Genomic DNA, 24,865 nt, shown 5'->3' with positions numbered 1-24,865 from the left:
AGCCGCAACCGTGTCGGCTACGACTCCATCAACGGCAGCTTGGCCGGCGACCGCTGGATCTGCGGCGAGTTCGTCGGCAGTGCGCTCAGCGCTGGCCTTGTCAGCGGCCACCTCACCCGCAGCCGCTTCGTCGCCGGCGGCCGAATCCGTGACGGGCTCAGCCGCATCGGATGTGTCAGCGGTGCCGGCATCCTTGTCGGCCGCCCCTGCAGTGGTGGCACCCTCATCAGTGTCGCCCTTAGCGGCGGCCTCGTCGGCAGCAGTCTCTTCGGCGGCGGCCGTATCAACGGCGGCCGGTTCGGTGGCAAGCTCGCTGGTAGCGGACTTGCCGGCGGCAGTCGTTTCGGCGGCAACCTGGTCGGCGGCACCATCGCCCGCAGTGGCCGAATCGGTGGAAGACGTTTGCGTGGCGGTCTTTTCAGCTACAGCCTCATCGGTCGTTGCCGCCTCTGCCGCAATGCCATCGACAGTGCCCTTGCCTGCGGCCGACGTATCCACGGCAGCGGCCTTCGTGTCCCCCTCGTCGGCCGGGGCCTCGTCGGTTGCCAGGTCCGTGGCAGATTTGACGGCGGTAGACGCGTCGGCGATGGCGTCGGCATCCTTATCGGCCGCGGCGTCAGTGGTGGCACCCTCATCGGTGCCACCACTGACGGTGGCGGCGACCTCATTGTCGGCGGCCTGATCGGTCGCGGACTGGTCGGGGATCGTTTCCGTGGCGGCCTTGTCGGCGGCACCATTGCCGTCCGCGGTTGTTGCGGCGGTGGCTTTTTTGGCTGAGGTCTTGTCGGCGGCCGACTTTTCTGCGGTGCCCGTGTCCGCGGCGGCGACCACCTTTTCGTCGATGGCCGTGTCCGCATCGGTGGTGTCTGCGACAGGTGAACTGGCAGTGGGCTTTTCGGCCGCGGACGTGTCAGCGGCGGCCTCCGCGTCAACAGCCTTCTCGGCGACGGCCTCCTCATCAGCGGCCTCGGCGTCTGCGGCTTCTGCTTCGACGGCCTCGGCTTCAGCCGTCTTGCCAGCCGCCTCTTCGGCGACTGCCGGCTCCTTGGAACCTTGTGCCGCGACCTTGTTCTCGTCGTCGGCGGCTTTGCCGTCGGCTGTCTCGGCAGCTACGGCCTTGTCTACGGGCTCGGCGGCAGCTTCGTTCTCGGCAGGCTTCTCGTCGGCGACTTTGTCGGACACGACCTCATCCCCGACGACCGTCGCATCGGCCTTCTCGGCGACACCGTTCTTGGCAACACCATTGGTCGACTTGCGATCGGCGACCGTCTCCTCCGCAACCGCCTTGTCGCCCGAATCGGCACCAGCAGCGGGCTTCTCACCCACGGCCGCGTCCAATTCCTCCAAAACCTCGTCCACGACAACAGGATCCGCGCGCCGCGGCGCGATCAGCGCGGGCGCGGCGGCGACCAAGCGACGCGTGTACTCCTCCTGCGGATCGGTCAACACTTCACGCGCGACACCGGACTCGACAACCTTACCGTCCGACATCACCACCACGCGGTCCGCCCGCTCAGCGGCCAAGCCAAGATCATGCGTCACCAGGAGCAGTGCGGTGCCGAGTTCTTGGGTCAGCTTTTCGAGATGGTCGAGGATCTGGCGCTGCACCGTGACGTCCAGCGCCGAGGTGGGCTCGTCGGCGATGAGGAGGGCGGGGCGGCAGGCCAGGCCGATGGCGATGAGGGCGCGCTGGCGCATGCCGCCGGAGAACTCGTGGGGGTATTGCCTTGCGCGGCGGGCGGGTTCGGGCAGGCCAGCCTGGCCGAGCAGCTCGATGGCCCGCTCCTTGGCCTCGCTACGCGAGCAGATGCGGTGTGCGAGCAGGGTTTCCGAGACCTGACGGCCCACCCGGGAGACGGGGTTCAGGTTGGACATCGGGTCCTGCGGCACCAAACCGATCTCTTTGCCGCGCAGTTCGCGCAGCCGCTTCTCCTCGGCGTGCGTAATGTCCTGCCCGCGCCACCGGATGGTGCCGCCGGTGACCCGGCCGGAGCCGGGCAGCAGGCCCATGATCGCGTGCGCCATGGTCGATTTGCCGGACCCGGAGGCGCCGACCACCGCGACCCGCTCCCCGGGCTGAATGATCAGGTCCGCGCCCTGCACGGCGGTCACCGCGCCGAAGGACACTCGCAAATCGCTGATCTCCAAGAGAGGCTGCCCACCGGTCACCCGAGCGCCGTTGGTCGCATCGCTAGGCGAGTCTGTACTCATTCGGGCTCCTTCAGCGCCGTGTCTTCGGGTCGAGCGCGTCCCGCAGGGCGTCGCCGAAGAGGTTGAATCCCAAGCAGATGATCGCGAGCGCCACACCGGGGAAGATGCCCGGCCAGGGCGTGCGAAGCAGGTACTGCTGTGCGTCGGACAGCATGATGCCGAGGCTCGGCGCGGGCGGCTTGATGCCGAGCCCGAGGAACGACAGGATCGCCTCGCCGATCACGGCGGTCGGCATGATCACCGTGGCCTGCACGATGATCGGCGCGAGCGAGTTGGGCAGGATGTGCTCGCCGAGGATGCGCCAGGACGGGACGTCCATGGTGGTCGCGGCGAGCACGAAGTCGGTCTCCTTGAGCCGCAACGTTTCCGCGCGCACCACGCGCATCATCACCGGCACCTGCGCGATGCCGAGCGCGATCGCGGCGTCGGCGAGCCCGCCGCCGTTGATGGCGGTCAGCCCGACGGCGAGGATGATGAACGGGAACGCGAGCAGCACGTCGGACACCCGCGACAGGATCATGTCCAGCGAGCGCCAGTACCCGGCCAGCAGGCCGAGCGGCACGCCGATGAGGACCGCGCACAGCACCGAGAGCACGCCGACCTCGAGCGAGGCGCGCGTGCCGTAGAGCACCCTGGAGAGGATGTCTCGGCCGAGATCGTCTGTGCCCAAAGCAAATCCGACGGTGCCGGGCCGCTGGAACGGCGTCGGGAAGTGCACCTCGCTCGGCGCGTAGGGCGCGAGCAGCGGCGCGAACACGCCGACGAAGACCACGATCAGCAGCAGCGCGGCGCCGACCATGCCGAGCGGGTTGTGCCACAGCTGCCGCAGCACGCGCCCGCGCACCGCGGCCAGCGGCGGCGTCTGCAGCGGCTGGGCTTCGACGCCGGGGCTCGCCTCGACGACCGGGGTATCGGTGATTGTCATTGCGCCCTCCCGGACACTCGCACGCGGGGGTCGATCACCGTGTACAGCACATCGACCAGCAGGTTGATCACGATGTAGGACGCGGCGATCACCAGGATGACCGCCTGGATCACCGGGTAGTCGCGGGTGAACACCGAGTCGAGGGTGAGCTTGCCCATGCCGGGCAGGCTGAAGATGCGCTCGGTGACCACCGCGCCGGCGATGAGACCGCCGAGCTGCAGGCCGACGATGGTGGTGACCACGATCAGACTGTTGCGCAGACCGAATCGGAAGATCACCGCGCCGCGGCTGAGCCCCTTGGCCCGCGCGGTGCGCACGAAGTCGGCGGTCAGCGTCTCCACCATGGACGAGCGGGTCTGGCGCTGCACCACCGCCGCGTGCGCGAGGCCGAGGATGATCGCCGGCAGCGTCAGGAAGTAGAGGCCGCGCAGCGGATGCTCGAACGGCGACACGTAACCCGAGGCGGGGAACCAGTTCAGCTGCACCGACAGGTACAGCACGGCGAGGATGCCCACCCAGAAGGTCGGCACCGACAGCGCGGCGAGGGAGAACCCGTTGGCGGCCCACTCGGGCCAGCGGCCGCGGTACACCGCCGCGATCACGCCGCCGACCACACCGGCCAGCACCGCGATGAGCATGGCGTACACCGCGAGCTGCACGGTGACCGGCAGCGTGGTGCCGATCATGTCGATCACCGGCGTCCCCGTGCGGATCGACCGCCCGAAGTCGCCGGTCAGCGCGTGCCAGACGAACTCGAAGTACTGCACGGGCAACGACCGGTCGAGCCCGAGCTCGGCGCGCACGGCGGCCAGGGCCGCGGGATCGGCCTGCTCGCCCGCCATCACGGTGGCGGGGTCGCCCGGTAGCGCGCGCACCCCGACGAACACCACGATCGAGGCGAGCACCAACGTGACAGCGGACTGCCACAGACGGTGGAACACATACTGCAACATGGTTTTTCAGCCCTTCCGATCCGCGACGAACGCGGCCTTGCCGAGCCGGACAGCGCCGTCGGCGTACACCTCGATGCCCGTCACCCACGTCGAGTGCACGGTCAAGTTACGCAGCCGGTAGGTGTAGACATACGGGTTCTCCCGCGCGATGAATCGCACCGCCTGCTCATAAAGCGCACCGCGTTGCGCGGCGCTCGTACTGTGTGCGGCCCAGCCCAGGAGGTCGTCGAGGACGGGCGAGTTGTATCCGCTGTAGTTGCCGTTCGAGCCGGTGGTCAGGAACCGGGCGGTGTTGCCGTCCGGGTCGATGCGGCCGGACCAGCCGAGCAGCAGCGCCTCGTATGTCCCGCGCTTCTGCGCGTCCAACATGGCCGAGTACTCGGCGGGCACGATCCGCAGATCGAATCCGCCCTCGGCCACGCTGTCGCGCAAGGCCTGTGCGTACTGGAGCTGATCGGGCACGTTCATCACCTGCAGGGTGACGGGGTACGGCAGCTGCACGCCCGCCTCCTGGAGCAGCTCCTTGGAGCGCTGCGGATCGAACAGCGGGCAGGCGGTGCTGGCCCGCGTCGCGTAGGAGGTGCGCGGCGCGATCGGCGTGCAGGCCGGCTCGTACCAGTTGTTGAACACCTTCTTCACCAGCGACTGCCGGTCCGTGCTCAGCGAGAACGCGAGCCGCACGCGCGCGTCCTTCGCGATGGCGGTGTCGATCGGCTTGACGGGTTTGCCGGCGCCGTCGACATTGCCGATGTTGATGTACAGCCCCTGGAAGCCGAACGAGCCCGACTGCAACACGCGCAGCTGCGGCATTTTCGCCAGCGCGTCGACGTCCTGCGGGGAGATGGTGTCGGCCACCTGGATGTCGCCGGAGCGCAGGTTCGACACGCGCATCTTGGGGTCGGCCATGATCCGGTAGGTGATCGAGTCGAAGTGCACGTTCTTCGCGTCGTAGTACAGCGGGTCGCGCACGACCGAGATCGACGTCGTCGGCACCCGCTTGGCGAACTTGAACGGACCGACGCACACCGGGTGATCGCCGAAGTTCTTGCCCGCCTCCTTCAGCGCGGCGGGCGACATGATCATCCCGGCGCGGTCGGCGAGCGCGGCGGTGAGCGGCGCGAACGGCTCGTTGTACTTGATCACCACGTGGGTCGAGTCCGCGGCCTCGATCTCGTTGATCGGGCCCATCTCGCCGGTGCGCTGGGAGCCCTCCAGCTTCCAGTGCCGCTGCAGGCTGGTCTCGACCGCGGTCGCGTCGAAGGTTGTGCCGTCGGCGAATTGGATCCCGCTGCGCAGCGGGATGGTCACCGTCAAGCCGTCCGCCGAGATGTCGGGGAGCGCGGTGGCCAACTGCGGCACCAGGTTTCCGGACGCGTCGTTGTCGTAGAGCTTCTCGCAGATCGTGCTCATGACGTAGCGCATATAGAGCGAGCTGGAGGTGGTCGGATCGAGCTTGTCCGGTTCGTTCGACAGGCCCATCACCAGATCACCGCCCTCGCGCACCGGCTGCGTGCCTACGGGCGTGCCGTAGTCGTCGACGTGCGTCGCGGCTTCGGTCGGGTGTTGCGTCGGTGCGCAGGCAGCGAGGACGGCGGCGACGACACCGAGGACCGCCATCCGAGTGGAGCGAACGAGCATGCGCTACAACATACTTCAACACGCTGCATTTTTCGCCACCACCGTTTCTTTTTGTACATTGTTCTCTTAGCCGCCACCGCACGAAATCTCGGAGCGCGGAAAAAGAGACGGGAAATAGCGGTCCGGCGAATCCGGACCGCTATTCCTGCACGGTGTTCGACTATTGCGCCGCGGCGCGCTTTTTCAGCTCTTCTGATCCGTGAAGGCGGCCTTGCCGAGCCGGACGACACCGTCGGCGTAGGCCTCGATGCCGGTCACTCGCGTGGTGTGCACGGTCAGCACGCGAATTCGGTAGGTGTAAAGGTAGGGGTTCTCCTCTTGGATGACCTTCGTCGCCTGACCGTAGAGCTCGGCGCGCTGGGCGGTGTCGCCGGTGCGCGAGGCCTTGGCCAGCAGATCGTCCAGCTTCGGCGAGCTGAAACCGCCGTAGTTGCCGCCCGAACCGGTGGTCAGGAATCGGGTGATGTTGGCGTCGGGGTCGAGCCGGCCCGACCAGCCGAGCAGGATCGCCTCGTAGGTGCCGCGCTTCTGCACGTCGAGCAGCGTCGAGTACTCGGCGGGCACGATCTTCAGGTCGAAGCCGCCCTCGGCGACGTTGGCCTGCAGGGCCTGCGCGTACCGGAGCTGGTCCTGAGAGTTGGTGACCTGCAAGGTGATCGGGTACGGCATCGGCACGCCCGCCTCCTGCAGCAACTGCTTCGACCGTTGCGGATCGTAAGGCGGGCAGGCGATTCCGGCCGGCGTCGCGTAGGTGCTCTTGGGCACGATGCCCGAGCACGCAGGCTCGTACCAGTTGTTGAACACGGTGTTGACCAGGGTCTGCCGGTCGATGCTCAGCGAGAAGGCCTCGCGGATGCGCGCATTCTTCGCGAGCGGGGTGTCGATCGGCTTGGCGGGCTTACCGACACCGTCGACATTGCCGATATTGAGGTAGATGCCCTGGAATCCGAGCGACGCGGACTGCAGCAGGTGCAGGTCCGGATCCTTGGCCAGCGCGTCGACGTCCTGCGGGGAGATGGTGTCGGCGACCTGGATGTCACCGGAGCGCAGATTCGACGCGCGAATATTGGCGTCGGTCATGATGCGGTAGGTCACCTTGTCCAGGTGCACCTTCTGCGCGTCGTAGTACAGCGGATCGCGCTCGACCACGATCGAGGTCTGCGGAACGCGCTTGACGAATTTGAACGGCCCGATGCACACCGGGTGGTCGGCGAAATTCTTGCCCTCGTCCTTCGCGAGTTCCACCGGGGACATGATCATCCCGGCGCGGTCGGCGAGCGCGGCGGTGATCGGCGCGAAGGGCTTTTTGTAGCGCAGCACGACGTGTGTCGGGTCGGCGGTCTCGATCGAGGCGATCGGCCCCATTTCGCTGGTTCGCTGCGAGGTTTTCATGCTGAAGTGCCGCTGCAGGCTGGTCTGCACGGCGGCGGCGTCGAACGGCGCGCCGTCGGCGAATTTGATGCCGGTGCGGACCGGAATGGTCACCGTCAGCCCGTCGGGTGAGACGGTGGGCAGCGCGGTGGCCAACTGCGGCACCAGGTTTCCGGACGCGTCGTTGTCGTAGAGCTTCTCGCAGATCGAGTTCATGACGTAACGCGTATACAGCGAGCTGGAGGTGGTCGGGTCGAGCTTGTCGGGTTCGGAGGACAGGCCCATCACCAGGTCGCCGCCCTCACGTACCGGCTGCGATCCCACGGGTGTGCCGTAATCATCTGTGTGCGTTGCGGTTCCAGCGGGGTGCTGTACCGGTGCGCAGGAGGCGATGGCGACGGCGGTTACCCCGAGCACCAGCATCCGTGTGAAGCGAGCGAGCATGCGCTACAAGATACTTCAACGTTTCGCACTTTTCTCGCCGGGTAATCCTTTTGTGGATTGTTCTCGTCCGCGTCATCGGATGAATCCGGGCGCGCCCGAAAATGACACGACAAATAGCGGTCCGGCGTCTCCGGACCGCTATTTACCTTTATCTGTTCAGTTATCGGCCCGCGGCGTAGCCCTGCATGCCGCGGGGATTGGCACCCGCTGAAAGTACACCGCTGTCGCGGTCTCGGGCCACCGCGCACAACCGGCCCTCCGACCACGGCGGGCCCACCGTCACGCGGTGTCCGCGTCGCTCCAGGTCATCGATGACCTCGGTACCGATCCGCGACTCCACCACCACCGCGCCGGGACTCATCGCCCGCGGATAGAACGAGCCGGGGAAACTCTCCTGATGCCAGTTCGGCGCGTCGATGGCGCCCTGCAGATCCAGCCCGCCACGCACTTTCTCGCGCAGTGCGACCGCGAGGAAGAAATGCAGGCTCCACTGATCCTGTTGATCGCCGCCCGGCGTGCCGAACGCCATCACCGCCTCGCCGTCGCGCAGCGCGAGCGACGGACTGAGCGTGGTGCGCGGACGACGGCCCGGGGCAAGGGAATTGGGCAGGCCCGGCTCGAGCCAGGCCATCTGTAGTCGGGTGCCTAGCGGGAAGCCGAGCTCGGGCACGACCGGATTCGATTGCAGCCAGCCACCACTCGGCGTCGCCGCGATCATATTGCCCCAGCGGTCCACGATGTCGAGCTGGCAGGTGTCGCCGCGGGTCGCGCCGGAGGTGGCCACCGTCGGCTCCCCCGCGCCCTGCGGAACCTCCACCGCGCCAACGGAATTGGTCTGCACGTAGCCGCTGAGGCGGGGCCGCTGACCGTCCGGGCTGCCCGGTCGCAGCTCGTAGGAGGCCTGTGGGCCGATCAGCGCGCTGCGCTGGGCGTTGTACCAGGGCGAGAGCAGCGTCGCGAGCGACACCTGGGTGCTGTCGCCGTACCAGGCCTCACGGTCGGCCATCGCGAGCTTCGAGCCCTCGATGAGGGTGTGGTAGTACTCCGGCGTGCCGTACTCCAGCCGCTCCGGGAGCAGCGCGAGCTGCTGGAGCAGGACCGGGCCCTGACTCCACAGGCCAGGCTTGGCGACGGTCCACCCGTTCCAGGTGTAGGTGACCGGATTCTCGTACGACGCTTGGAAATTCGCGAGATCGTCGCCGGTGAGCGTGCCGACGTGCCGCTCGCCGGAGGTGTCCATGGTCGGCCGCGACGACGCGGCGACCAAGGCCTCGGCGATGAAGCCCTCGCGCCAGACGCGGCGCGCGGCCTCGATCTGGCCCTCGCGGTCGCTACTGGCGGCCTCGGCCTCGGCGATCACGCGGCGCCAGGTGGCGGCCAGGGCCGGGTTGCGCAGCAAAGCGCCTGCGGCGGGCGGCTTTCCGTCTTGGAGGTAGATCTCCGCGGAGCTGGTCCACTCGTTCTCGAACAGCTCGCGTACCGTCTCGACGGTCTCGCCGACCCGCTCGACCGCGGGATGGCCGCGCTCGGCATTGCTGATCGCGTACGAGAGCACCTCGGACAGGCGCTTGGTGCCGTGGTCGCGCAGCAGCACCATCCACGCGTCGAACGCGCCGGGCACGGCGGCGGCCAGCGGACCGGTGCCGGGCACCAGGTCGAGGCCGAGGGCGTTGTAGCGGGCGATGGTGGCGCCGGCCGGGGCCGGGCCCTGGCCGCACAGCACGCGCGGGGGCAGGCCCGCGGGTGCGAGAATGATGGGCACTTCACCGGCGGGGCCGTTCAGATGCGGCTCGACCACGTGTAAGACGAAGCCCGCGGCGACCGCCGCGTCGAACGCGTTACCGTCGTTCTCCAGCACCGCCATCGCGGCGGCGGAGGCGAGCCAGTGGGTCGACGACACCATCCCGAAGGTGCCCTGCAAGGTGGGACGAGTGGTGAACACCCGCCGAGTATCTCCCGCTGGCGGTACGTACGTCCAAGACATCTATGGCACCAAACCGATAGCCTATGGTTATGGAACGCAGGCAGCTCGAGTACTTCGTCGCGATCGTCGAACACGGCGGGTTCACGCACGCCGCACGGGCTTTGCGGGTAGCCCAGCCGTCGCTGTCGCGGGCCATCGGCAAGCTCGAGCGCGAGCTGGGGGTCGCGCTGTTTCACCGGGTCGGGCGCAACGCGGTGCTCAGCAACGCGGGCGAATTCATGGCCGACCGGGCCCGGCAGGTGCTGCGCGATCTGGATGCCCTGCGGGCCGCGGCGCAGGCCGTGGGCGAGGGCGTCGTCGGGCGCGTCGACGTGGCGGCCACCTCGTCCTCCACGTTGGAGCCGGTGATCAGCACCATCGCCGAGCTGCGCGAGCATCACCCCGGTCTGACGGTCGGCACATGGTCGGCGCTGTCCGCCGCGGAGGTGGTCGCCATGGTGTTGCGCGGGCGCTGCGAGGCGGGGGTGTGCGGCAGTGCGGAGCGGCCGGCCGGGCGAGGTCTGGTGGCGCATCACCTGCGCGACGAACAGTTCCTGCTCGTCGCGCCGCCCGGCACCCAGCTGGGCACCGGCGGCACGGTCACGCCGGAAGACCTGCGCGGCATGAGCTTCGTCATCACCCAGCCCGCCACCGCAGTACGGGCCCGCTTCGACCGGCTGGCCGCCACCGTCGGCGATCTGCGCATCGCCGCCGAGGTCGGCGACCGCAGCGTGGTGCTGCCGATGGTGTTGCGCGGCATAGGTTCCGGGCTCATGCCCGATGGCTGGCACGATCTGGCGGTCCGCGCGGGAGCCGAGGTCTATCGGTTCGACCCGCCGGAGAAACTGCCCCAGTGGTTGGTGCACCGCGGCGGACCGTTGACCGCGGCGGCGCAGGCGTTCATCGATACGACGCTCAGCCAGGCGAAGCGGGCGCGGCGGCCGCACGCCAGTTGATCCCGCGCCACAACCGCACGCCCTCTCACCACGCGCCCCACCGCACACTCGCAACCGCGCGCGCCCGCCGACCTCACCATGCGCGCCTCGGCCGAAAAACCTCCTGATGTCTCATCTAGACCACCGGCGACTGGCGCGACCTCATCCGCTTCGCCGCCGGCGCAGGCATGCTCGGCGTTGCGTGGAAGAGCAACCTGGCCGGGCGCACCACCGCCATGATCCGCGCGGCAGGCTCCGGCCAACAGGTCGCGACGGTGGCCTGGGCCTCGGCTATCGACAGCGACCCGGCGCTGACCAATATCGACCTGCCGCCGCGGCGGCCGCACACCTCCTGATATCCACACGCATGTCAGGGGGCGCGGGGATAAGGAGGTGTGCGGTCGAAAGCTCTAGCCGGAGTTGCGCAGGGCGGTGGCCAGGCCATTCATGGTCAGCAGGATGCCGCGCTTCACCAACTCCGAATCGTCACCGGCGCGCAGTCTGCGCAGCAGTTCGACCTGCATCTGGTTCAGGGGTTCCAGGTAGGGGAAGCGGTTGTGGATCGACTCGGCCAGGGACGGGTTGTCGGCGAGCAGGTGGTCGTTGCCGGTGATCGCGGCGTGCATGCGGATGGTCCTGGCGTGCTCGTCGCGGATCATCCCGAAGATCTTCTCCCGCAACGCCACATCCTCGACGAGTTCGGCGTAGCGGGCGGCGATGTCGAGGTCGCTCTTGGCCATCACCTGCGCGAGATTCGACAGCACGGTGCGCAGGAACGGCCAGCGGCGGTACAGGTCGGTCAGGGTCGCCAGCCGCTCCGGATCGCCGCCGATCCACTCCTGCAGCGCCGTTCCCGTGCCGTACCAGCCGGGCAGCATCACCCGGGCCTGACTCCAGGACATCACCCACGGGATGGCGCGCAGGTCCGACACGGAGTTGGTCGGCTTGCGCGAGGCGGGCCTGCTGCCGATGTTCAGGTCGCCGACCTCGGCCACCGGCGTGGACTGCCGGAAGTACTCGACGAAGCCCGGTGTTTCGTGCACCAGCCGCGCGTAGGCGGCGCGGGCCCGGGCGGCCAGTTCGTCCATGAGCTCGTAGGAGGGCTCCGCGTCCGGCCCGAGACCCTCGACGTCGAGCAGCGTCGACTCCAGCGTGCCCGCGATCAGCGACTCCAGATTACGGTGCGCCGCACCGGGTTCGGCGTACTTGGCGGCGATCACCTCGCCCTGCTCGGTCAGCCGCAGCGAGCCGTGCACGGCGCCGGCGGGCTGGGCGAGGATGGCGTCGTAGCTGCGGCCGCCGCCGCGACCGACGGTGCCGCCGCGACCGTGGAAGAGCCGCAGGCGAATTCCGGCTTTGCGCGCCACCTCGACCAGATCCAGCTCGGCCCGGTACAGAGCCCAGTTGGCGGCCAGGTAACCGCCGTCCTTGTTCGAGTCGGAGTACCCGAGCATCACCTCCTGGCTCATCCCGCGCGCGGCGACCAGGTCGCGATACACCGGAACGTCCAGTGCTGCGGCGAGTGTCGCCGCGCCCGCGCCGAGATCCTCGATGGTCTCGAACAGCGGCACGATGCCGACCGAACAGCGCGGCGTCCCGTCCGGCGCGCCGGAATCGAGCAGGCCGCCCTCCTTCAGCAGCAGCGCCGCCTCCAGCATGTCGCTGACCGAGGTGCACATGCTGATGATGTAGTTGGGCACCGCTTCGGCGCCGAAGGTGTCCACGACATCGCGTGCGGCGCAGACGATGTCGACCTCCTTGCGGGCCAGCTCGCTGAGCTGGGCGTACGGTCCGAGCAGCGGGCGGCGTGTGCGCAGCTCCGCCGCGAGCAGCTCGACGCGCTCATGCTCGGACAGGCTCGCGTAGTCGGAATGCACACCCGCCCAGGCCAATAGCTCCGCGACGACCTGCTCGTGGATTTCCGAGTTCTGCCGCATGTCCAGGCCCTGCAGGTGAAAGCCGAAGGACTCGATCGCGTGTCGCAGGGCGGCGAGGCGGTCGTCGGCGAGCAGGCCGTCGCCGCTGGCGCGCAGCGAGGCGTCCACCGCGTCGAGATCGTCGAGCACCGCCTGCGGTGTCGGGTACGGCTCGGCGTCCATATCCAGCCCGTTCGGCGGGGCGTCGCCGAGTGCGCGTCGCGCGGTCGCGGTCAGTCGTGCTCGAAGGCTATGCAGTGCACGGCGATACGGCTCGTCGGCATGGGTCGCCGGATCGGGGTATCCCGCCGCGGCGAGTTCGGCCACCTCGGGCGTCACCGAGACGAGGCGGGCCGACAGCGCGAGCGCCTTCTCCAGCTCGACCAGGTCGCGCAGGTAGCGCGTGAACGCGACCGTCGCCGCCTGATGCCCGGCCTGGCGCACGACATCGGCTGTCACGTACGGGTTTCCGTCGCGGTCGCCGCCGATCCACGAGCCGGGCCGCAGGATCGGCCGCGGCAGCAGTTCGGCGCCCGGCCAGCGCGAGCGCAGGGCCGCGCGCACCTCGGCGTTGATCGCCGGGATCACGTCGAACAGGGTGATCTCGTAGTAGCGCAGGCCCACCGAGATCTCGTCCTGAATCCGCAGGCGCTGCAGGCGAATCAGCGCGGTGCGCCACAGGCTGAGCACCTGCCGTCGGATGCGCTGCTCCAAATCGGCGCGCTCCCGGTCGGTTTCGGCGTAGCGCTGGCGCAGCCGCATCAGCTCGGTGATCCTGGTCTGGCCGTCGAAGACCGTGCGACGACGGGTCTCGGTCGGGTGGGCGGTGATTACCGGGGAGACCAGCGCGTCGGCGAGCAGGTCGGCGACCGCGGCGCCGTCCAGCGCCGCGGCGTCGAGCTTGCGGTAAGTAGCGGCCAGCGACGAATCCTGCGGCGGCTCTCCTGCCGCCTCGTGCGCCTTGCGACGCCGATCGCGCTGGATGTCCTCGGCCAGGTTGGCCAGCAGCACGAAGTAGCTGAACGCACGGATCAGCGGCAGCGCGACCGCGATGTCGACCCCGTCGAGCATCTCGGCCACCGCGCTGCGCTCCACCTCCGCGCGCCGCACCCGGAACGCCTCGATGCGCACCCGCTCGATGAGGTCGAACACCTCGGCGCCCTCGTGGTCACGGATGGTGTCGCCGAGTACGCCACCGAGAAACCGGATATCGTCGCGCAGCGGCCGAATAGCGTCGTGCTGCGTCTCGCTCGTCGATTCACCCATGATCAAACAGTATTGCCGCCACCCCCGCCCCGGCATGCGACGCCGCCCACATCGTGTCGCGGTGGGCGGCGCGTTCGTGCGGGTGGATCAGCCCTGAACCTCGGAGAAGCGCAGGTGGTTGCCCCAGGGGTCGCGGAAGCCGCAGTCGCGCACGCCGTAGGGCTGGGTGATGGGCTCCTGGGTGACCTCGACGTTCGCGTCGCGCAGGCGGGCGAAGGTGTCGTCGGCGGACTGGACGGTGAAGATCAGCAGGCCCGCGGCGCCGTCCTTCAGCCTGGACTCCGCAAGAGCGCGGGCCGCCTCGTCGGGCACCATCGCGGGGGTCTCGAGCACGAACTCGATGCCGGGCTGGTTCGCCGGGCCGACCGTCAGCCAGCGGCCGCCGGCGAACGGCATGTCCTGGCGGACCTCTAGGCCGAGGGTGTCGCGGTAGAACTCGAGCGCTTGGTCGTGGTCGCCGACGAGCACGCCGACATGGGTGAGTGCGAGATCTTTGCCGTTGCTCATTGTTGTGTCTCCTTCGAGTATGTGGACATCATTACTGACGGCGGACCCGAGGCGAATTCATCGGCTCGGACGGTGTCCGTGGTCACAGCTGAGAAACTAGCGCTGACTAGCGCTTCGGCCAATACCAAGGCGGTTGGTCGAGCATGCCCTGACCGGCGATGGTGGTCGCGCCGTTCGCCTTCACCAGTTCGACGGTGTGCGGTTGCGCCGCGCTTGCCGCCAGCGCGGCGACCAGCGGCTCGGCGTGCGTCACGACCACCACCTGAGTGGTCTCCGAGACGGTGGCGATGAGTTCGGCCAGCGGCGCGAGCAACTCGGGATGCAGACTGGTCTCCGGCTCGTTGAGGACGAGCAGCGCGGGCGGGCGCGGCGACAGCAGCGCGGCCACCAGGAGTAGGTAACGCAGGGTGCCGTCGGACAGTTCGGCGCCGCCGAGCGGTCGCGACAGGCCGCGCTGAAAGAGCGCGAGCTCGAATCTGCCGTCCCGGCTGATGATTTCGACCCTGCTGCCGGGAAACGCGCGATCCACCGCCTCGGCGAGGATCTGGGCGTCGCCGATCTCACGGATGGTCTGCAGGGCCGCGGCGAGATCGGCCCCGTCATGACCGAGGACGGTGGTGCGGGTGCCGATCTGCGGCGATCTCGCGGGCGCGTCGGCGTCGGTGCGCAGGTGGTCGTAGAACCGCCAGGACCGGATGCGCTCGCGCAGCACCAGCAGGTCGGGCGCGCTCTGCGGATCGGCCAGCTCGCTGAGCATGCTGTCGAACGGTTGCAGCGTGTGCGGAACCATCGCCCAGCCACCGTCGTCGGCGCGCAGCCGCACCACCGGGCCGCCGCGCTCGGCGAGCAGGGTGGCCGGTCGCAGCACCGGCCCGGCCCAGACCGCCTCCGCCTTGATCACCGGGTCCAGGTTGAACTTCGACTGCGAATCGGGCACCGGCAGGCCGAGTTCGGCCGCGTACCCGAAGTCCTCGCCTGCGAAGCCGACGCGCACGCCGATCGCGGTCGTGTCCCCCAAACCGCCCTGCCCGGCCCACAACGTCGAGGCCACACCGCCTTCGCGCGCCAACGCGGCGATCGCCCCGTTGCGTGAGAAGTCCGCCAGCAGCCGCAGCGTGCGATACAAACTCGACTTGCCGCTCCCATTGGCCCCGGTCACCACATTGAGCCGCCCCAAACGGCATGGTCACCTGGCGCAGCGACCGGTAGTTCTCGATTGCCAGGGTCCGCAACATGCTCAAAGGCTAACCATCGGCTACGACAGGTTCGGCGGCTACAGCTCGCGGATCACCCGCGCCGGATTCCCCGCCGCGAACACCCGCGGCGGCAGGTCCCGGGTGACCACGCTGCCCGCCCCGACCACCGTGTCGTCCCCGACGGTCACGCCGGGACACACGATCACCCCGCCGCCGAACCACACGTTGTTCCCGATCCGGATCGGCGCGGCCGTCTCCCACCGCTGCCTGCGCAGCTCGTGGTCCGCCATGGGATGGAGAGCCGTCAGCAGCTGACACCGCGGACCTATCGACACATCGTCGCCGATGACGATCGGCGCGCAATCCAGCAGTATCGCATCGAAATTCAGAAAACTGTTCGACCCGATCTCGATCAGATAGCCGTAGTCGCACTGGAACCGCGGCCTGATCCACGAACCCTCCCCGAACTTGCCGAGCAGCTCCCGCAGCACCGCGTCGCGCCGCTCGCGATCGTCGGCGCCGCTCGCGTTGAACTCGTCGCACAGCCGCTGGGCTCGCCGCCGCTCGGCCTCCAACTCGGGATCGTTGTCCCGGTACAGCTCCCCGCGGAGCATCCGCTCCTTGTGTTCTCCCACCCCCGACACCCTAGCCATCCGCCCGGGGTTACGGCCGCGTTGAGGGGATGGGCGCGGCCGTAACTCTCTGGACGGTCGGCGTCAGGCGGGTAGACCCTGGACCGATAGTCGGTGGAACAGAACCTGCTCCAGGAGCGCGACGAGGATCTCCTTGACCGATTCACGGTCGCGCGCATCGCATTCCAGCACGGGGATCCAGTCGTCGAGCTCGAGCGCCTCGCGCACCTCGCCGAGGTCGAAATGCACGCCGTTGTCGAAGCGGTTGACCACCACCACGAATGGCGTCTGCTTCTCCTCGAAGTAGTCCAGCACGGGGTAACAGTCGCCGATGCGGCTGGTGTCCACCATGATCACCGCGCCGAGCGCGCCGTCGACGAGGTCGTCCCACAGGAAGACGAACCGGTCCTGCCCCGGCGTGCCGAAGAGGTAGAGAATCAGCGAGCGGTCCAACGTGATTCGGCCGAAGTCGAGCGCGACCGTGGTCTGCGTCTTGTCCGCCCGCCGGCCCGGATCGTCGACGCCGATCGCCACCTCGGTCATCGCCGCCTCGGTGACCAACGGCTCGATCTCGGAGATCGCGCCGATGAAAGTTGTTTTGCCGACACCGAATCCGCCGCTGATGACGATCTTCACCGACGACGGCATGGTCGGCGGCGGCGGCGGAGTGTTCATGTCAGAGTGCCCGTACAAGGTCCCTGATCCTCTCGATGGCAGCGGTAGACAGTTGATCGGCCTCACGCACGGTCGCGTAACCCCCGGCGACGAGGTCGCTCACGACGACCTTCGCGACGCCGACCGGAACACGCAGCGCGGTACCGATTTCGGCGATGGAATGCGGCTTCTGGCACAGCTGCACCACCGTTCGCTGTTCGAATTGCAGCGGCGCGGACAGCGCCGACGGCGGTGCCTGCACCAGCGTCTCGATGCGCAAACCGTCCATCAACGGCGTGGTGCGCCCCGCGGTGACGACAAAGGGACGCACAAACTGTTCATCACTGTCGACAAGTTCTTCGGCCGGTACTTCTTGCTGGCCTGGGCGATCCGGATCGAACCACCCGAACATCTGGTTCATCGGGATCATCCGCGGGTCCGGCAGTCTCGGCCGGTCTGGATCTCTCATCTTCGCAACGTCTCTCGCAATTCGGAAATCAACGCCGGGTCAAGGAGCGACCCGGCGCGTTCGGCCAGCACGGCCATTTCGTAGCCGACAAGGCCGACATCGCAACTGCCATCGGCGATTACGCCGAGGCAGCTGCCGTCACCCATGGCCGAGACGAGCAGGAAGCCGCGCTTCATCTCGATCATGATCAGTTTGAGTCCGTCGAAGGAGTAACTGCGCGACGCACTTTTGGCGAGACTGGCCAGACCCGACACCATGGCGGCGAGCCGGTCGGCGGAGGTGCGGTCCAGGCCATCCGACATCGCGATGAGCAACCCGTCCGAGGAGACCGCCACGGTGTCGCGGACACCGTCGGTTTCCCGGACGAAGTTGGCGAGCATCCAGTTGAACGTGTGCGGGTCGGCGCTCGGCAAGTGAGTGGTCACCGGTTCTCCTCTGCGATGGTCTGAGCCTGATCGTCGGCGCGGGTGTCGTGGTCGCGGGCACCGACATAGGGACGGGTGGACGACGGCGGCGGCGGCGCGCCGCGCTCGTGTCCGGCCCGGAACGACGAAAGCATGCTACGGGTTTCCTCCGGCGTGCGTTCCGGAATCGGCGACCGATCCGGGCGCTCCGTTGTCCCATTGGCGTCACGCCGCGCATCGGCGCCGGGCGCTGTGCCCGCGGAGCGAGACTTCTTGTTGCGCTTGACAAGTCCGTTGCGCGTGGTGCGCGGCACCGCTCCGGTCGCCGCCGATCCGTTGACGCCGTGGTTGCCCTCCGGCGCGTCGGGCAGCCGCCACGTTCCGGTATCGGTCAGCAACCGGTCCGAGGTGTCGGGCGGCGTGGATACCGTTGGCGGGGAGACGAATTGGGAGTACGCGGACGGCGCGGGAGCGGGCGGGGCCTGCGGCGCGGCGTGCTGCGGGCCGGTGTCGTAGCGCTCCTCTCGCGTGATCGCCCGCTGCGCCGCGGTCCACGGACCCTCGGCCCGGCGCTCGCCGTGGAACTCGTCCTCCGGCGCCGCGTGCGCGGGGCCGCGCTGGCTCGGCGCGATCGGGTCCGGCGCGGTGGTGCCGCGGATGACGGCGGGCGAGTTCATCGCGCCGTTGTTGTTCGGGCCGGGCTCGAGTTCGGGCACATTGCTCGACTCCGAGTCGGCGCCCCACGAACGCTCCAGCCCGGTGCCGGAGATCTTGGCCTGCACCGCAGCCGGTCGCCGATCCCCTTCCTGCACAAGGATGTCCAGCGGCAGCGACATGCGCGCGACGATGCCGCTGACCGGCGAGACGTTGAGTTCGACGTCGATGCCGAGCCGCTCGGCCAGCCGGCCGACCACGTAGTGGCCGAGGTAGCGGGTCGGCGCGACGATGAAGTCCTGTTCGCCGCGCAGCCTCGCGTTCGACTGGGCCAGCTGGTCCATCGGCATGCCGACACCGTGGTCGACGACCGCGAGCAGATACCCGTGCGGCACCCGGCGCCCGTAGATCTCGACCTCGAGATCCGGTGGGGAGAAGGCGAGTCCGTTCTCGATCAGTTCGGCGAGCATGTGTGCGAGCTCGCTGACCACCGCGCCGGTGATCATGACGTCGTCCACCCGGCGCAGCACGACGCGGCGGTAGTCGTCGACCTCGGACAGGCCGGCGCGGATCACGTCGCTCAGCGCGATCGGCTGCGCCCAGCGGCGCGGGCTCGCCTCGCCGACGAGCACGAGCAGGCTCTCGGCGTTGCGGCGCATGCGGGTGGCCAGGTGGTCGAGCTCGAACAGGTTGGACAGACCCTTGGGGTCGAGTTCCTCGCGCTCGAACTCGCTGATCAGGGCGAGCTGGCGGCGAACCAGGTTCTGGTTGCGTCTGGCCAGGTTGGCCATGGACTCGGTGGTGTTGCGGCGCACGAGCGCCTGCTGCGAGGCGAGCTCGAAGGCGGTGGTCTGCACGCGGTCGAGCGCGCTTGCCACGGCGGCGATCTCGGTACTCGCGCCCGCGGGCGCCAGCACCGGCATCGGCGCCTCGGGCCTGCTGTCGTCGGCGCGCGACCAGGCCTCGATGACCTGCGGCAGGCGGCGCGAGGCCACGTCGTCGGCCTCGCCGGCCAGCGCGGCGAGCGGGCGCACGATGGCGCGCACCGAGGTGATCACCAGCGCGATCATCGCGACGATGGCGACCGCCGAGACGACGAGGAAGATGATGAGCTTGGTCAGGGCGGCGGCGCGCAGGCTGTCCGCGCGGTCCTGCACGTCCTCGCCGACCGACTGCTGCACGGCGCGCTGCTCGTCGAGCACGCTCGACATCTGCGTCCACCAGGTCATCGGGTCGACCTCGCGCACGAGCGGTCCGTCGCTCGACGCGATCGCGACACTCTCGGATTGGTCTGCCTTGGTGGCGTTCTCGCTCAGCATCGCGGCGTCCAGCTTGGCCTGCTGGCTCTTGGTCGCATAGCGGGAGAACGCGGTGAAGCCCGCGAGCTTGGTGGAGCGGATCTCCATGAACTGCACGTACTCGCCGCCGTTGAACCGGCCCGCGGTGAACACGCCGTTGAGGAAGCCTCGCTCCTTGTCGACCTCCTCCTTGGCCGCGCCGAGCGCGTAGAGGGCCTGCAGTCCGCGCTGGATCTGCGGGTCACGCGCCTGGTCGAGGCCGAGCGCGAGGTGGTTCAGCGCGGTGACGGCGTCGGTGTAGAACTGGAAGACGACCTGCCGGCTGACGCGGCGCGAGTCGATCTGAGTTCTGGTGTTGGCCAGCAGATTCAGCTGCCCGAGCGCGGCCCGCACCTGATCGGCGCCGGGGGCGTCCCCGGCGGCGGCGGTGGTGAGCGAGCCGAGCGCGGCGTCGACCTTGCCGCGCTGGTCGAGCAGCGGCTGTTGCAGACGGTTGTCGCCGCCGAGCAGGCCGTTGCTCAGACCGAGCTCGCGCTGGATCTGGTTGGTCAGGTCCTGCACGTTCAGCGCCAGCGACACGGCCTGCACCGTGTCGTTGGACTCGCGGTAGTCCGAGACCTCACGGAAGACAGTGACTCCCAGCAGCGCGAGCACGAGAATCAGTGCGAGCGCGAGAATTCGGGTCAGCTGGCCGCCGATGGTCCTGGGGCGGACGATGGCGGACATTTTGCCACTGGGCATCCCGGAGGGAACCGCAATAGTGAGATCCGGTGTGTCCCCGGGCTTTGGTTGCCGTAGACGTGAACGCACCAACCTGCTACTCCTCCGAAAAGCCGGCCGTGACAGCTCCACGACGAGCGCACGGAAAGTCTCCGAGCAAAATCCCATATGCCTGGTCCGGCGTCAACTCGAGAAGCACGCACAGCGCACTTTGTTCATACTTTTCAACCCCGTACTGCAACCTGTTGCTACCTACTGTCCAGTAAGGCAGAAAGGTCGTACAAGGTTGTAGCATCAGGGCGTTGCGCTAAGGGCAACTGGTGGGCAATCGAGCGCCGCGGCTACTCGCCGCCGAGAATCGCGAGCACCTTCTCGGAGGTGTAGAACGGCTCGAGCCGCTCCCGAATCAATTTGGCCAGCACGCCGTTTCGCTTCGCGCCCTCGATGACCGCCGGTCCGTAGCGCAGGATTTCGGTGGTGATGTCCTCGGGGGTCAGGCCGAGCTCCGGCAGCATGGCCGCCAGGGTGTAATCGCCGTACTTGGTGAAGAACACCTCGACACATTCGCCGACAAGCAGTCCGAAGTATTCCTTCTCGCGCGTGGTGACCGCGATTTCGTAGCAGAGCAGCACCAGCTCGTTCAGGTCCTTCTGCGACAGATAATCGCGCAGGCCGCTGACCGGCTCGTCGGCGTGCAGATCCCAGAATTCCATGGCGGCGTCGTGAACCGGTGCGTCGCGCAGCATTTCGCGGATCGCGTTGTTGGTGCGCTTGAGCGCGAAAACCGCGCCCTTGCCCGCCATGTCGCCGATGAACGTGCTCTCCGTCGCCTTCTTCGCCGACTTCGCCGCGGACTGGCCCATCGAGATCAGCGAGGAGACGCCGGGGATCTTACCGGCGATCTGCTTGTTGGCCTCCATGAAATCGGAGATCAACTTGTCGACGAACTTCGAGGCGACGGTGGCGACCAGCGGGCTCTCGGTGAGCCGGTCCAGAATGCGCTCCTGGGCCTGGTGCATGCCGAAGATCTTCTCCAGCAACGCCTCCACCGGTTCGCGGTCGACCACCTGGCCGAGGGTGTAGTCGTTGTTGGCGGCGATGTGGTCGTAGATCGAGTCGGCGAAAACACCTACCATGTCGGCGATCACGGGGCTGCCGCCGATGAGATCGATGATGGTCGCGACGGTGTCCTTGGCCTGATCGACCTCGACGACGTCGCGGAAGATCAGGGTGTCCGCCACGCCGAGCACCGACTCGACGTCGCGCGCAACGACCTCGGCGAAGCGTTCGCCGGTCACCTCCGCGAGCACGAACTCCACCTGTGCCTCGAGTAGCCGTTCAGCAATCTCGCGCGGCTCCGTCATCGTGTTCCACCCATCGCAGTCGTAGTACGGTGCGCCGCAATGGATGCCGGCGCGGCTGTGCCCGGCCGCGGTGCCGGGTCAGGACCCGGGTGTTTCGGTGTCGTTGCCGCGCAACGACTTCCGAATCCGGTCCAGGCGTTCGCGCGCCGCCTTCTCGCGCGCGTCCCATTGCTCGTCGGCGCTGCGGCCCGCGGGGGTCTGCCGGTCGAGCTCGCCCATCCCCTGCGCGGTGCCGAAGCGCTGTTCGACTTTATCGCGAACTGACCCCCAAGTAGGGACTCCGGACGGTGAATATCCACCTGTCTCAGTCGGTGCGTGGATACCGGTCGGCGGTACCGGTACCGCCGGTACCACAGAACCCGCTCCGACCTGGCCGGATACGTCGTGCAGCGGCGGCGCGTCATGCACCGACGTCGGCGCAGTGGTAGGAGTCACACCGCCGACGGTGCTCGTCTCAGTGGCCTCGAGGAGTCCTAGCAGGGCGGCGTGCACGACCTCGAAGCGAGGGCGTTCGGCGGTGGCGACCAGCATGACGCCGGCCAGTTCGCCGTCGGACAGCGCGGCCAAACGAGCCGCGATCTCGCTGTTTTCCGTCATAGCACCAGGCTACGCAGGGCGCGGCTCGAACGGGCCTGGTGCTGGTGTCACGAACGGACGATGGCACCGGCCCAGTCACGCACGAGTTCGAACCAGGCCGAGCCGCCCACCATGATCAGATCGTTGTGGCCCGCGCCGGGGAAGACCTTCAGGCGCTTCGGTTCCCGAGCCGCCGCGTACAGACGTTCGGCGTGACGCAGCGGCAGGAGTTCGTCCTGGTCGCCGTGCATGATCAGAACGGGGGCGCGCAGCGTGCGGATGCGTCGTTCGTTCGGGTACGCGTCGGGGACCAGCGGGCGCGGCAGGAACGGGTAGACGGATCTGGCGGCGTCGCGCAGGCCGGAGAAGGTCGACATGAGCATCAGGCCCGCGGGCGGATGCGCCACGGCGAGTTCGGTCATCACCCCGCCGCCGAGCGACTTCCCAAGGTAGAGCACGCGTTTCGGATCGACGTCGGGCTGGTCGAGCAGCACCCGCCGCGCCGCCCGCGCGTCCAGATAGGTGCCGTGCTCGGTGGGCCTGCCCGTGCTCCGGCCGTACCCGCGATAGTCGAAGGCGAGCACATCGAATCCCGCCTCGACGAGCAGCGCGAACAGCGCGACCCGATCGCCGATATTGCCCGCGTTGCCGTGCGCGAACAGAATGTGGCCGACGGATTTCGGCGCACGCACCCACCACCCGTGCAGCGTCTCGCCGTCCGCCGTGGCGATCGACAGATCGGTATAGCGCAAACCGAGAATGGCCGGGGTCTGCACTATCTGCCGCTCCGGCAGATAGGTCAGCGCATTCAATATCGGACTGGCCGGATGTCGCATGCCCTCGTTCTTACCCCTCCCCCGTGCGTTCGGTCACTCGACCCGCACAACTTTCGCGCTCTGCCGCTCGGTGGCGTAGCTGGAGCCGGCACCGTCGATGATGCGCGACAGTGTGGCGCGCAACCGGGCGACCTCCGCCGCGCCGACGATCCGGTCCAGGTGCCGATCGAAACGCTCGACCACCGCGACACCCGCGTCGACGACGGCCCAGCCACGCGTGGTCAAGCGGACGAGCCTGGCCCGCCGATCGGCCGGGTCGACCTCGAGCGCGACGTAGCCGCACCCCTCGAGGTGACGCACCAGCTCGCCCATCGCCTGCTTGGTCATCCCCGCGCGCTCGGCGAGGGTGGTCATCCGGGTGCCGTCCGGTTCGACCAGTTGGAAGACCGGGGCGTGTGCCGCGCGGACGTCATCGAAACCGGCGGCGGCGATGCCCGCGTCCAGCTCGGCCGACAACGTGCGCGCCGCGGCGAACAGCAGATTTCCCAGTGGCGCAGGGCGATCCACCAACGGATTAGTAAGGCGCTTGACCATATTCACTCCCACTCTTAGTGTTAGTAAGGCACCTTACTATCTCGAAGGGTTCTGATATGCGAACTGCCGCATGGGGTTTTGCCTGCGCCGCGCTGCTCACCGAACTGGCCTGGCTGTTGTTCTTCGACGGCTCGCTCGGCTGGATCACCGCGACCGCCGTCGCGATCGTCGCCGTGCACGTCGGGACGCTCGGTCGCTTCCGTGTCGTCTGCGTCGCGGTACGAGCTGTGCTCGGACTGCTCCTGCTCGGATCGGTCGCCGACCGCTTCGGCCTGCTCGGCGCGCCCGGCGACGACGGCGTCTCCTGGGGGTCGTTCGCGGCTTTCATCGACTACACGCGAACGTTGTTGCCTACCTTCGTCAGTAGGCTGACCGGGGGCATCGCACTCGCGGCGACGGTCGTCGAATTCGTGCTGGGCGCCGCGCTACTCATCGGCGTGCGCCCTCGCGTCGTCGCGGCGGCCACAGCCGGGCTGCTCGCGACATTCACGCTGGCGATGTGGGCGTCGCTCGGCTTCGCGGCGATGTCCGCCTACGCGGTTCCCGTCCTGCTCGCGGGAGCGGCGATGGTCGCGACCGGACCTGCGCGCCGCGCGGACGAGCGCACGTCGCCGACGGACCCGAGAGTGCTGCCCGAACCCGCGTGAACGTCGCGCCCGCCGATTCGCGGCTACGCCGGGTTCACCACCGCGCGCCGTCAGCGACGGCGGGATATGCGCCTCGGTCACAGCGAGCCGACTGTAGTGATCAACAACTCGGCACCGCGCCCATCCACCTCGAATCGCAGAACACCATGTCGCCTTGGACAAGGCGACGGTATCCAGTGGGCCACATCGCATCCCGGCGCACGCCGAATACGCTGCCGCGCAGGAAATCACAGACGATTTCGTGCGCGGCAGCGTAATTCGGATGCGGGGTCAGCCGCGCAGGACCGCGCCTACGGCGTCCGCCGCGGCGGCTACCGCGGCGTCGCGGGCGGCGCTGGCCTCGTCTTCGGTGAGGGTGCGGTCGGTGGCACGGAACCGCAGGGCGTAGGTGAGGGACTTGCGACCCTCGCCCGCTTGGGCGCCCTCGTAGACGTCGAAGAGCGCGATGTCCTCGAGCAGGTCACCGCCGCCGGTGCGCAGGGCCGACTCGACCGAGGCCGCGGGCGTCGCCTTCTCGACGCTGACGGAGACGTCCTGGAGCACCGCCGGGAACGGGGAAATCGTTGGGGCGGGGCGGGATTCGCGCAGCGGCAGGGCGTCGAGGTCGAGCTCGACGGCGCAGGTGCGCGGGGGCAGGCCGGAGCGCTCGAGCACGGCGGGGTGCAGTTCGCCGGCGTGGCCGACGACCACACCGTCCACGACCAGCTCGGCGCAGCGACCCGGATGCCACGGCAGCTGCGCGGCGGGCCTGC

Annotated in this window: 20 protein-coding genes and 2 pseudogenes; 3 read left to right on the top strand and 19 right to left on the bottom strand. The window is 68.4% G+C overall.

Going from position 1 to position 24,865, the window contains the following annotated elements:
- Positions 1-1,302: 1,302 nt before the first annotated feature.
- The 6 genes and pseudogenes from ON39_RS50545 to ON39_RS12465 form a co-directional block, all read right to left on the bottom strand.
- Positions 1,303-2,211, bottom strand: a pseudogene (locus ON39_RS50545) (ABC transporter ATP-binding protein); the annotation flags it as partial.
- Between the two features lie 10 nt (positions 2,212-2,221).
- Positions 2,222-3,136 (bottom strand): ABC transporter permease, encoded by a 915-nt coding sequence (locus ON39_RS12485; protein WP_051186540.1) that lies wholly within the window; start codon positions 3,134-3,136, stop codon positions 2,222-2,224.
- Positions 3,133-4,089, bottom strand: coding sequence for an ABC transporter permease (locus tag ON39_RS12480; RefSeq protein WP_040733815.1), 957 nt, complete (start codon positions 4,087-4,089; stop codon positions 3,133-3,135). Before ON39_RS12480 ends, ON39_RS12485 begins: the two co-directional genes overlap by 4 nt.
- Positions 4,090-4,095: 6 nt before the next feature.
- Positions 4,096-5,727, bottom strand: coding sequence for an ABC transporter substrate-binding protein (locus ON39_RS12475; RefSeq protein ID WP_040733813.1), 1,632 nt, complete (start codon positions 5,725-5,727; stop codon positions 4,096-4,098).
- A 183-nt stretch (positions 5,728-5,910) separates the two neighbouring features.
- Positions 5,911-7,422: an ABC transporter substrate-binding protein gene (locus ON39_RS12470; RefSeq protein WP_246003184.1), complete on the bottom strand. Its 1,512-nt coding sequence runs from the start codon at positions 7,420-7,422 to the stop codon at positions 5,911-5,913.
- Between the two features lie 280 nt (positions 7,423-7,702).
- Positions 7,703-9,484, bottom strand: coding sequence for a gamma-glutamyltransferase family protein (locus ON39_RS12465; RefSeq protein ID WP_040733807.1), 1,782 nt, complete (start codon positions 9,482-9,484; stop codon positions 7,703-7,705).
- A 71-nt stretch (positions 9,485-9,555) separates the two neighbouring features.
- On the opposite strand from ON39_RS12465, the gene ON39_RS12460 reads away from it, so the two are divergent.
- Together ON39_RS12460 and ON39_RS48145 are read left to right on the top strand one after the other, a co-directional pair.
- Complete coding sequence (locus tag ON39_RS12460) at positions 9,556-10,461, top strand: LysR family transcriptional regulator (protein WP_040733804.1); 906 nt, start codon at positions 9,556-9,558, stop codon at positions 10,459-10,461.
- Positions 10,462-10,628: 167 nt separating this feature from the next.
- Positions 10,629-10,796 carry a hypothetical protein gene (locus ON39_RS48145; protein ID WP_174412521.1) on the top strand — a complete coding sequence of 56 codons (168 nt, stop codon included), beginning with the start codon at positions 10,629-10,631 and terminating at the stop codon, positions 10,794-10,796.
- 54 nt (positions 10,797-10,850) lie between these two features.
- Here ON39_RS48145 and ppc read toward each other — a convergent pair whose 3' ends face one another.
- The 12 genes and pseudogenes from ppc to ON39_RS12400 all read right to left on the bottom strand — a co-directional run bounded on the left by ppc (position 10,851) and on the right by ON39_RS12400 (position 23,439).
- Complete coding sequence (gene ppc, locus ON39_RS12455; RefSeq protein ID WP_040733802.1) at positions 10,851-13,622, bottom strand: phosphoenolpyruvate carboxylase; 2,772 nt, start codon at positions 13,620-13,622, stop codon at positions 10,851-10,853.
- A gap of 87 nt (positions 13,623-13,709) precedes the next feature.
- On the bottom strand, positions 13,710-14,129 hold the full coding sequence (locus ON39_RS12450) for a VOC family protein (RefSeq protein WP_040733800.1): 420 nt from the start codon (positions 14,127-14,129) through the stop codon (positions 13,710-13,712).
- A 106-nt stretch (positions 14,130-14,235) separates the two neighbouring features.
- Positions 14,236-15,364 (bottom strand): annotated as a pseudogene (locus ON39_RS12445) (AAA family ATPase).
- Between the two features lie 38 nt (positions 15,365-15,402).
- Positions 15,403-15,960, bottom strand: coding sequence for a sugar O-acetyltransferase (locus ON39_RS12440; protein WP_040733798.1), 558 nt, complete (start codon positions 15,958-15,960; stop codon positions 15,403-15,405).
- Between the two features lie 81 nt (positions 15,961-16,041).
- Positions 16,042-16,605: a GTP-binding protein gene (locus tag ON39_RS12435; RefSeq protein WP_085998164.1), complete on the bottom strand. Its 564-nt coding sequence runs from the start codon at positions 16,603-16,605 to the stop codon at positions 16,042-16,044.
- 28 nt (positions 16,606-16,633) lie between these two features.
- Positions 16,634-17,032, bottom strand: coding sequence for a DUF742 domain-containing protein (locus tag ON39_RS12430; RefSeq protein WP_246003185.1), 399 nt, complete (start codon positions 17,030-17,032; stop codon positions 16,634-16,636).
- Between the two features lie 44 nt (positions 17,033-17,076).
- Positions 17,077-17,460, bottom strand: a complete 384-nt coding sequence (locus ON39_RS12425; RefSeq protein WP_051186541.1) for a roadblock/LC7 domain-containing protein — start codon at positions 17,458-17,460, stop codon at positions 17,077-17,079.
- A 41-nt stretch (positions 17,461-17,501) separates the two neighbouring features.
- Entirely contained in the window at positions 17,502-20,162 is a 2,661-nt protein-coding gene (locus ON39_RS12420; protein ID WP_040733821.1) for a sensor histidine kinase, read from the bottom strand.
- Between the two features lie 335 nt (positions 20,163-20,497).
- Entirely contained in the window at positions 20,498-21,520 is a 1,023-nt protein-coding gene (locus ON39_RS12415; protein ID WP_040733792.1) for a hypothetical protein, read from the bottom strand.
- 78 nt (positions 21,521-21,598) lie between these two features.
- Complete coding sequence (locus tag ON39_RS49830) at positions 21,599-22,117, bottom strand: hypothetical protein (RefSeq protein ID WP_051186539.1); 519 nt, start codon at positions 22,115-22,117, stop codon at positions 21,599-21,601.
- A gap of 47 nt (positions 22,118-22,164) precedes the next feature.
- A complete protein-coding gene (locus ON39_RS12405) occupies positions 22,165-22,932 on the bottom strand; it encodes an alpha/beta hydrolase (protein WP_040733789.1) in 768 nt (255 codons plus the stop codon).
- 33 nt (positions 22,933-22,965) lie between these two features.
- A complete protein-coding gene (locus ON39_RS12400; protein ID WP_246003186.1) occupies positions 22,966-23,439 on the bottom strand; it encodes a MarR family winged helix-turn-helix transcriptional regulator in 474 nt (157 codons plus the stop codon).
- Positions 23,440-23,522: 83 nt separating this feature from the next.
- On the opposite strand from ON39_RS12400, the gene ON39_RS12395 reads away from it, so the two are divergent.
- Positions 23,523-24,113, top strand: coding sequence for a hypothetical protein (locus ON39_RS12395; RefSeq protein WP_051186537.1), 591 nt, complete (start codon positions 23,523-23,525; stop codon positions 24,111-24,113).
- 270 nt (positions 24,114-24,383) lie between these two features.
- Here ON39_RS12395 and ON39_RS12390 read toward each other — a convergent pair.
- Positions 24,384-24,865 (bottom strand): phenylalanine--tRNA ligase subunit beta-related protein (locus ON39_RS12390; RefSeq protein WP_040733785.1); only part of this gene is annotated, 482 nt, incomplete at its 5' end.

It is taken from the genome of Nocardia tenerifensis NBRC 101015, assembly GCF_000308715.1.
Taxonomy (GTDB): Bacteria; Actinomycetota; Actinomycetes; order Mycobacteriales; family Mycobacteriaceae; genus Nocardia; species Nocardia tenerifensis.
This window is presented reverse-complemented; position numbering and strand designations above follow the sequence as displayed.

Bases quoted from the DNA above. Each gene is read 5' to 3' on its own strand.
- ON39_RS12450 (WP_040733800.1), bottom strand. From the start codon at position 14,129: ATGAGCAACGGCAAAGATCTCGCACTCACCCATGTCGGCGTGCTCGTC.
- ON39_RS12460 (WP_040733804.1), top strand. From the start codon at position 9,556: ATGGAACGCAGGCAGCTCGAGTACTTCGTCGCGATCGTCGAACACGGC.
- ON39_RS12395 (WP_051186537.1), top strand. From the start codon at position 23,523: ATGCGAACTGCCGCATGGGGTTTTGCCTGCGCCGCGCTGCTCACCGAA.
- ON39_RS48145 (WP_174412521.1), top strand. From the start codon at position 10,629: ATGCTCGGCGTTGCGTGGAAGAGCAACCTGGCCGGGCGCACCACCGCC.
- ON39_RS12405 (WP_040733789.1), bottom strand. From the start codon at position 22,932: ATGCGACATCCGGCCAGTCCGATATTGAATGCGCTGACCTATCTGCCG.
- ON39_RS12415 (WP_040733792.1), bottom strand. From the start codon at position 21,520: ATGACGGAGCCGCGCGAGATTGCTGAACGGCTACTCGAGGCACAGGTG.
- ON39_RS12485 (WP_051186540.1), bottom strand. From the start codon at position 3,136: ATGACAATCACCGATACCCCGGTCGTCGAGGCGAGCCCCGGCGTCGAA.
- ppc (WP_040733802.1), bottom strand. From the start codon at position 13,622: ATGGGTGAATCGACGAGCGAGACGCAGCACGACGCTATTCGGCCGCTG.
- ON39_RS12435 (WP_085998164.1), bottom strand. From the start codon at position 16,605: ATGCCGTCGTCGGTGAAGATCGTCATCAGCGGCGGATTCGGTGTCGGC.
- ON39_RS49830 (WP_051186539.1), bottom strand. From the start codon at position 22,117: ATGACGGAAAACAGCGAGATCGCGGCTCGTTTGGCCGCGCTGTCCGAC.
- ON39_RS12480 (WP_040733815.1), bottom strand. From the start codon at position 4,089: ATGTTGCAGTATGTGTTCCACCGTCTGTGGCAGTCCGCTGTCACGTTG.
- ON39_RS12420 (WP_040733821.1), bottom strand. From the start codon at position 20,162: ATGTCCGCCATCGTCCGCCCCAGGACCATCGGCGGCCAGCTGACCCGA.
- ON39_RS12475 (WP_040733813.1), bottom strand. From the start codon at position 5,727: ATGCTCGTTCGCTCCACTCGGATGGCGGTCCTCGGTGTCGTCGCCGCC.
- ON39_RS12430 (WP_246003185.1), bottom strand. From the start codon at position 17,032: ATGAACCAGATGTTCGGGTGGTTCGATCCGGATCGCCCAGGCCAGCAA.
- ON39_RS12425 (WP_051186541.1), bottom strand. From the start codon at position 17,460: ATGCTCGCCAACTTCGTCCGGGAAACCGACGGTGTCCGCGACACCGTG.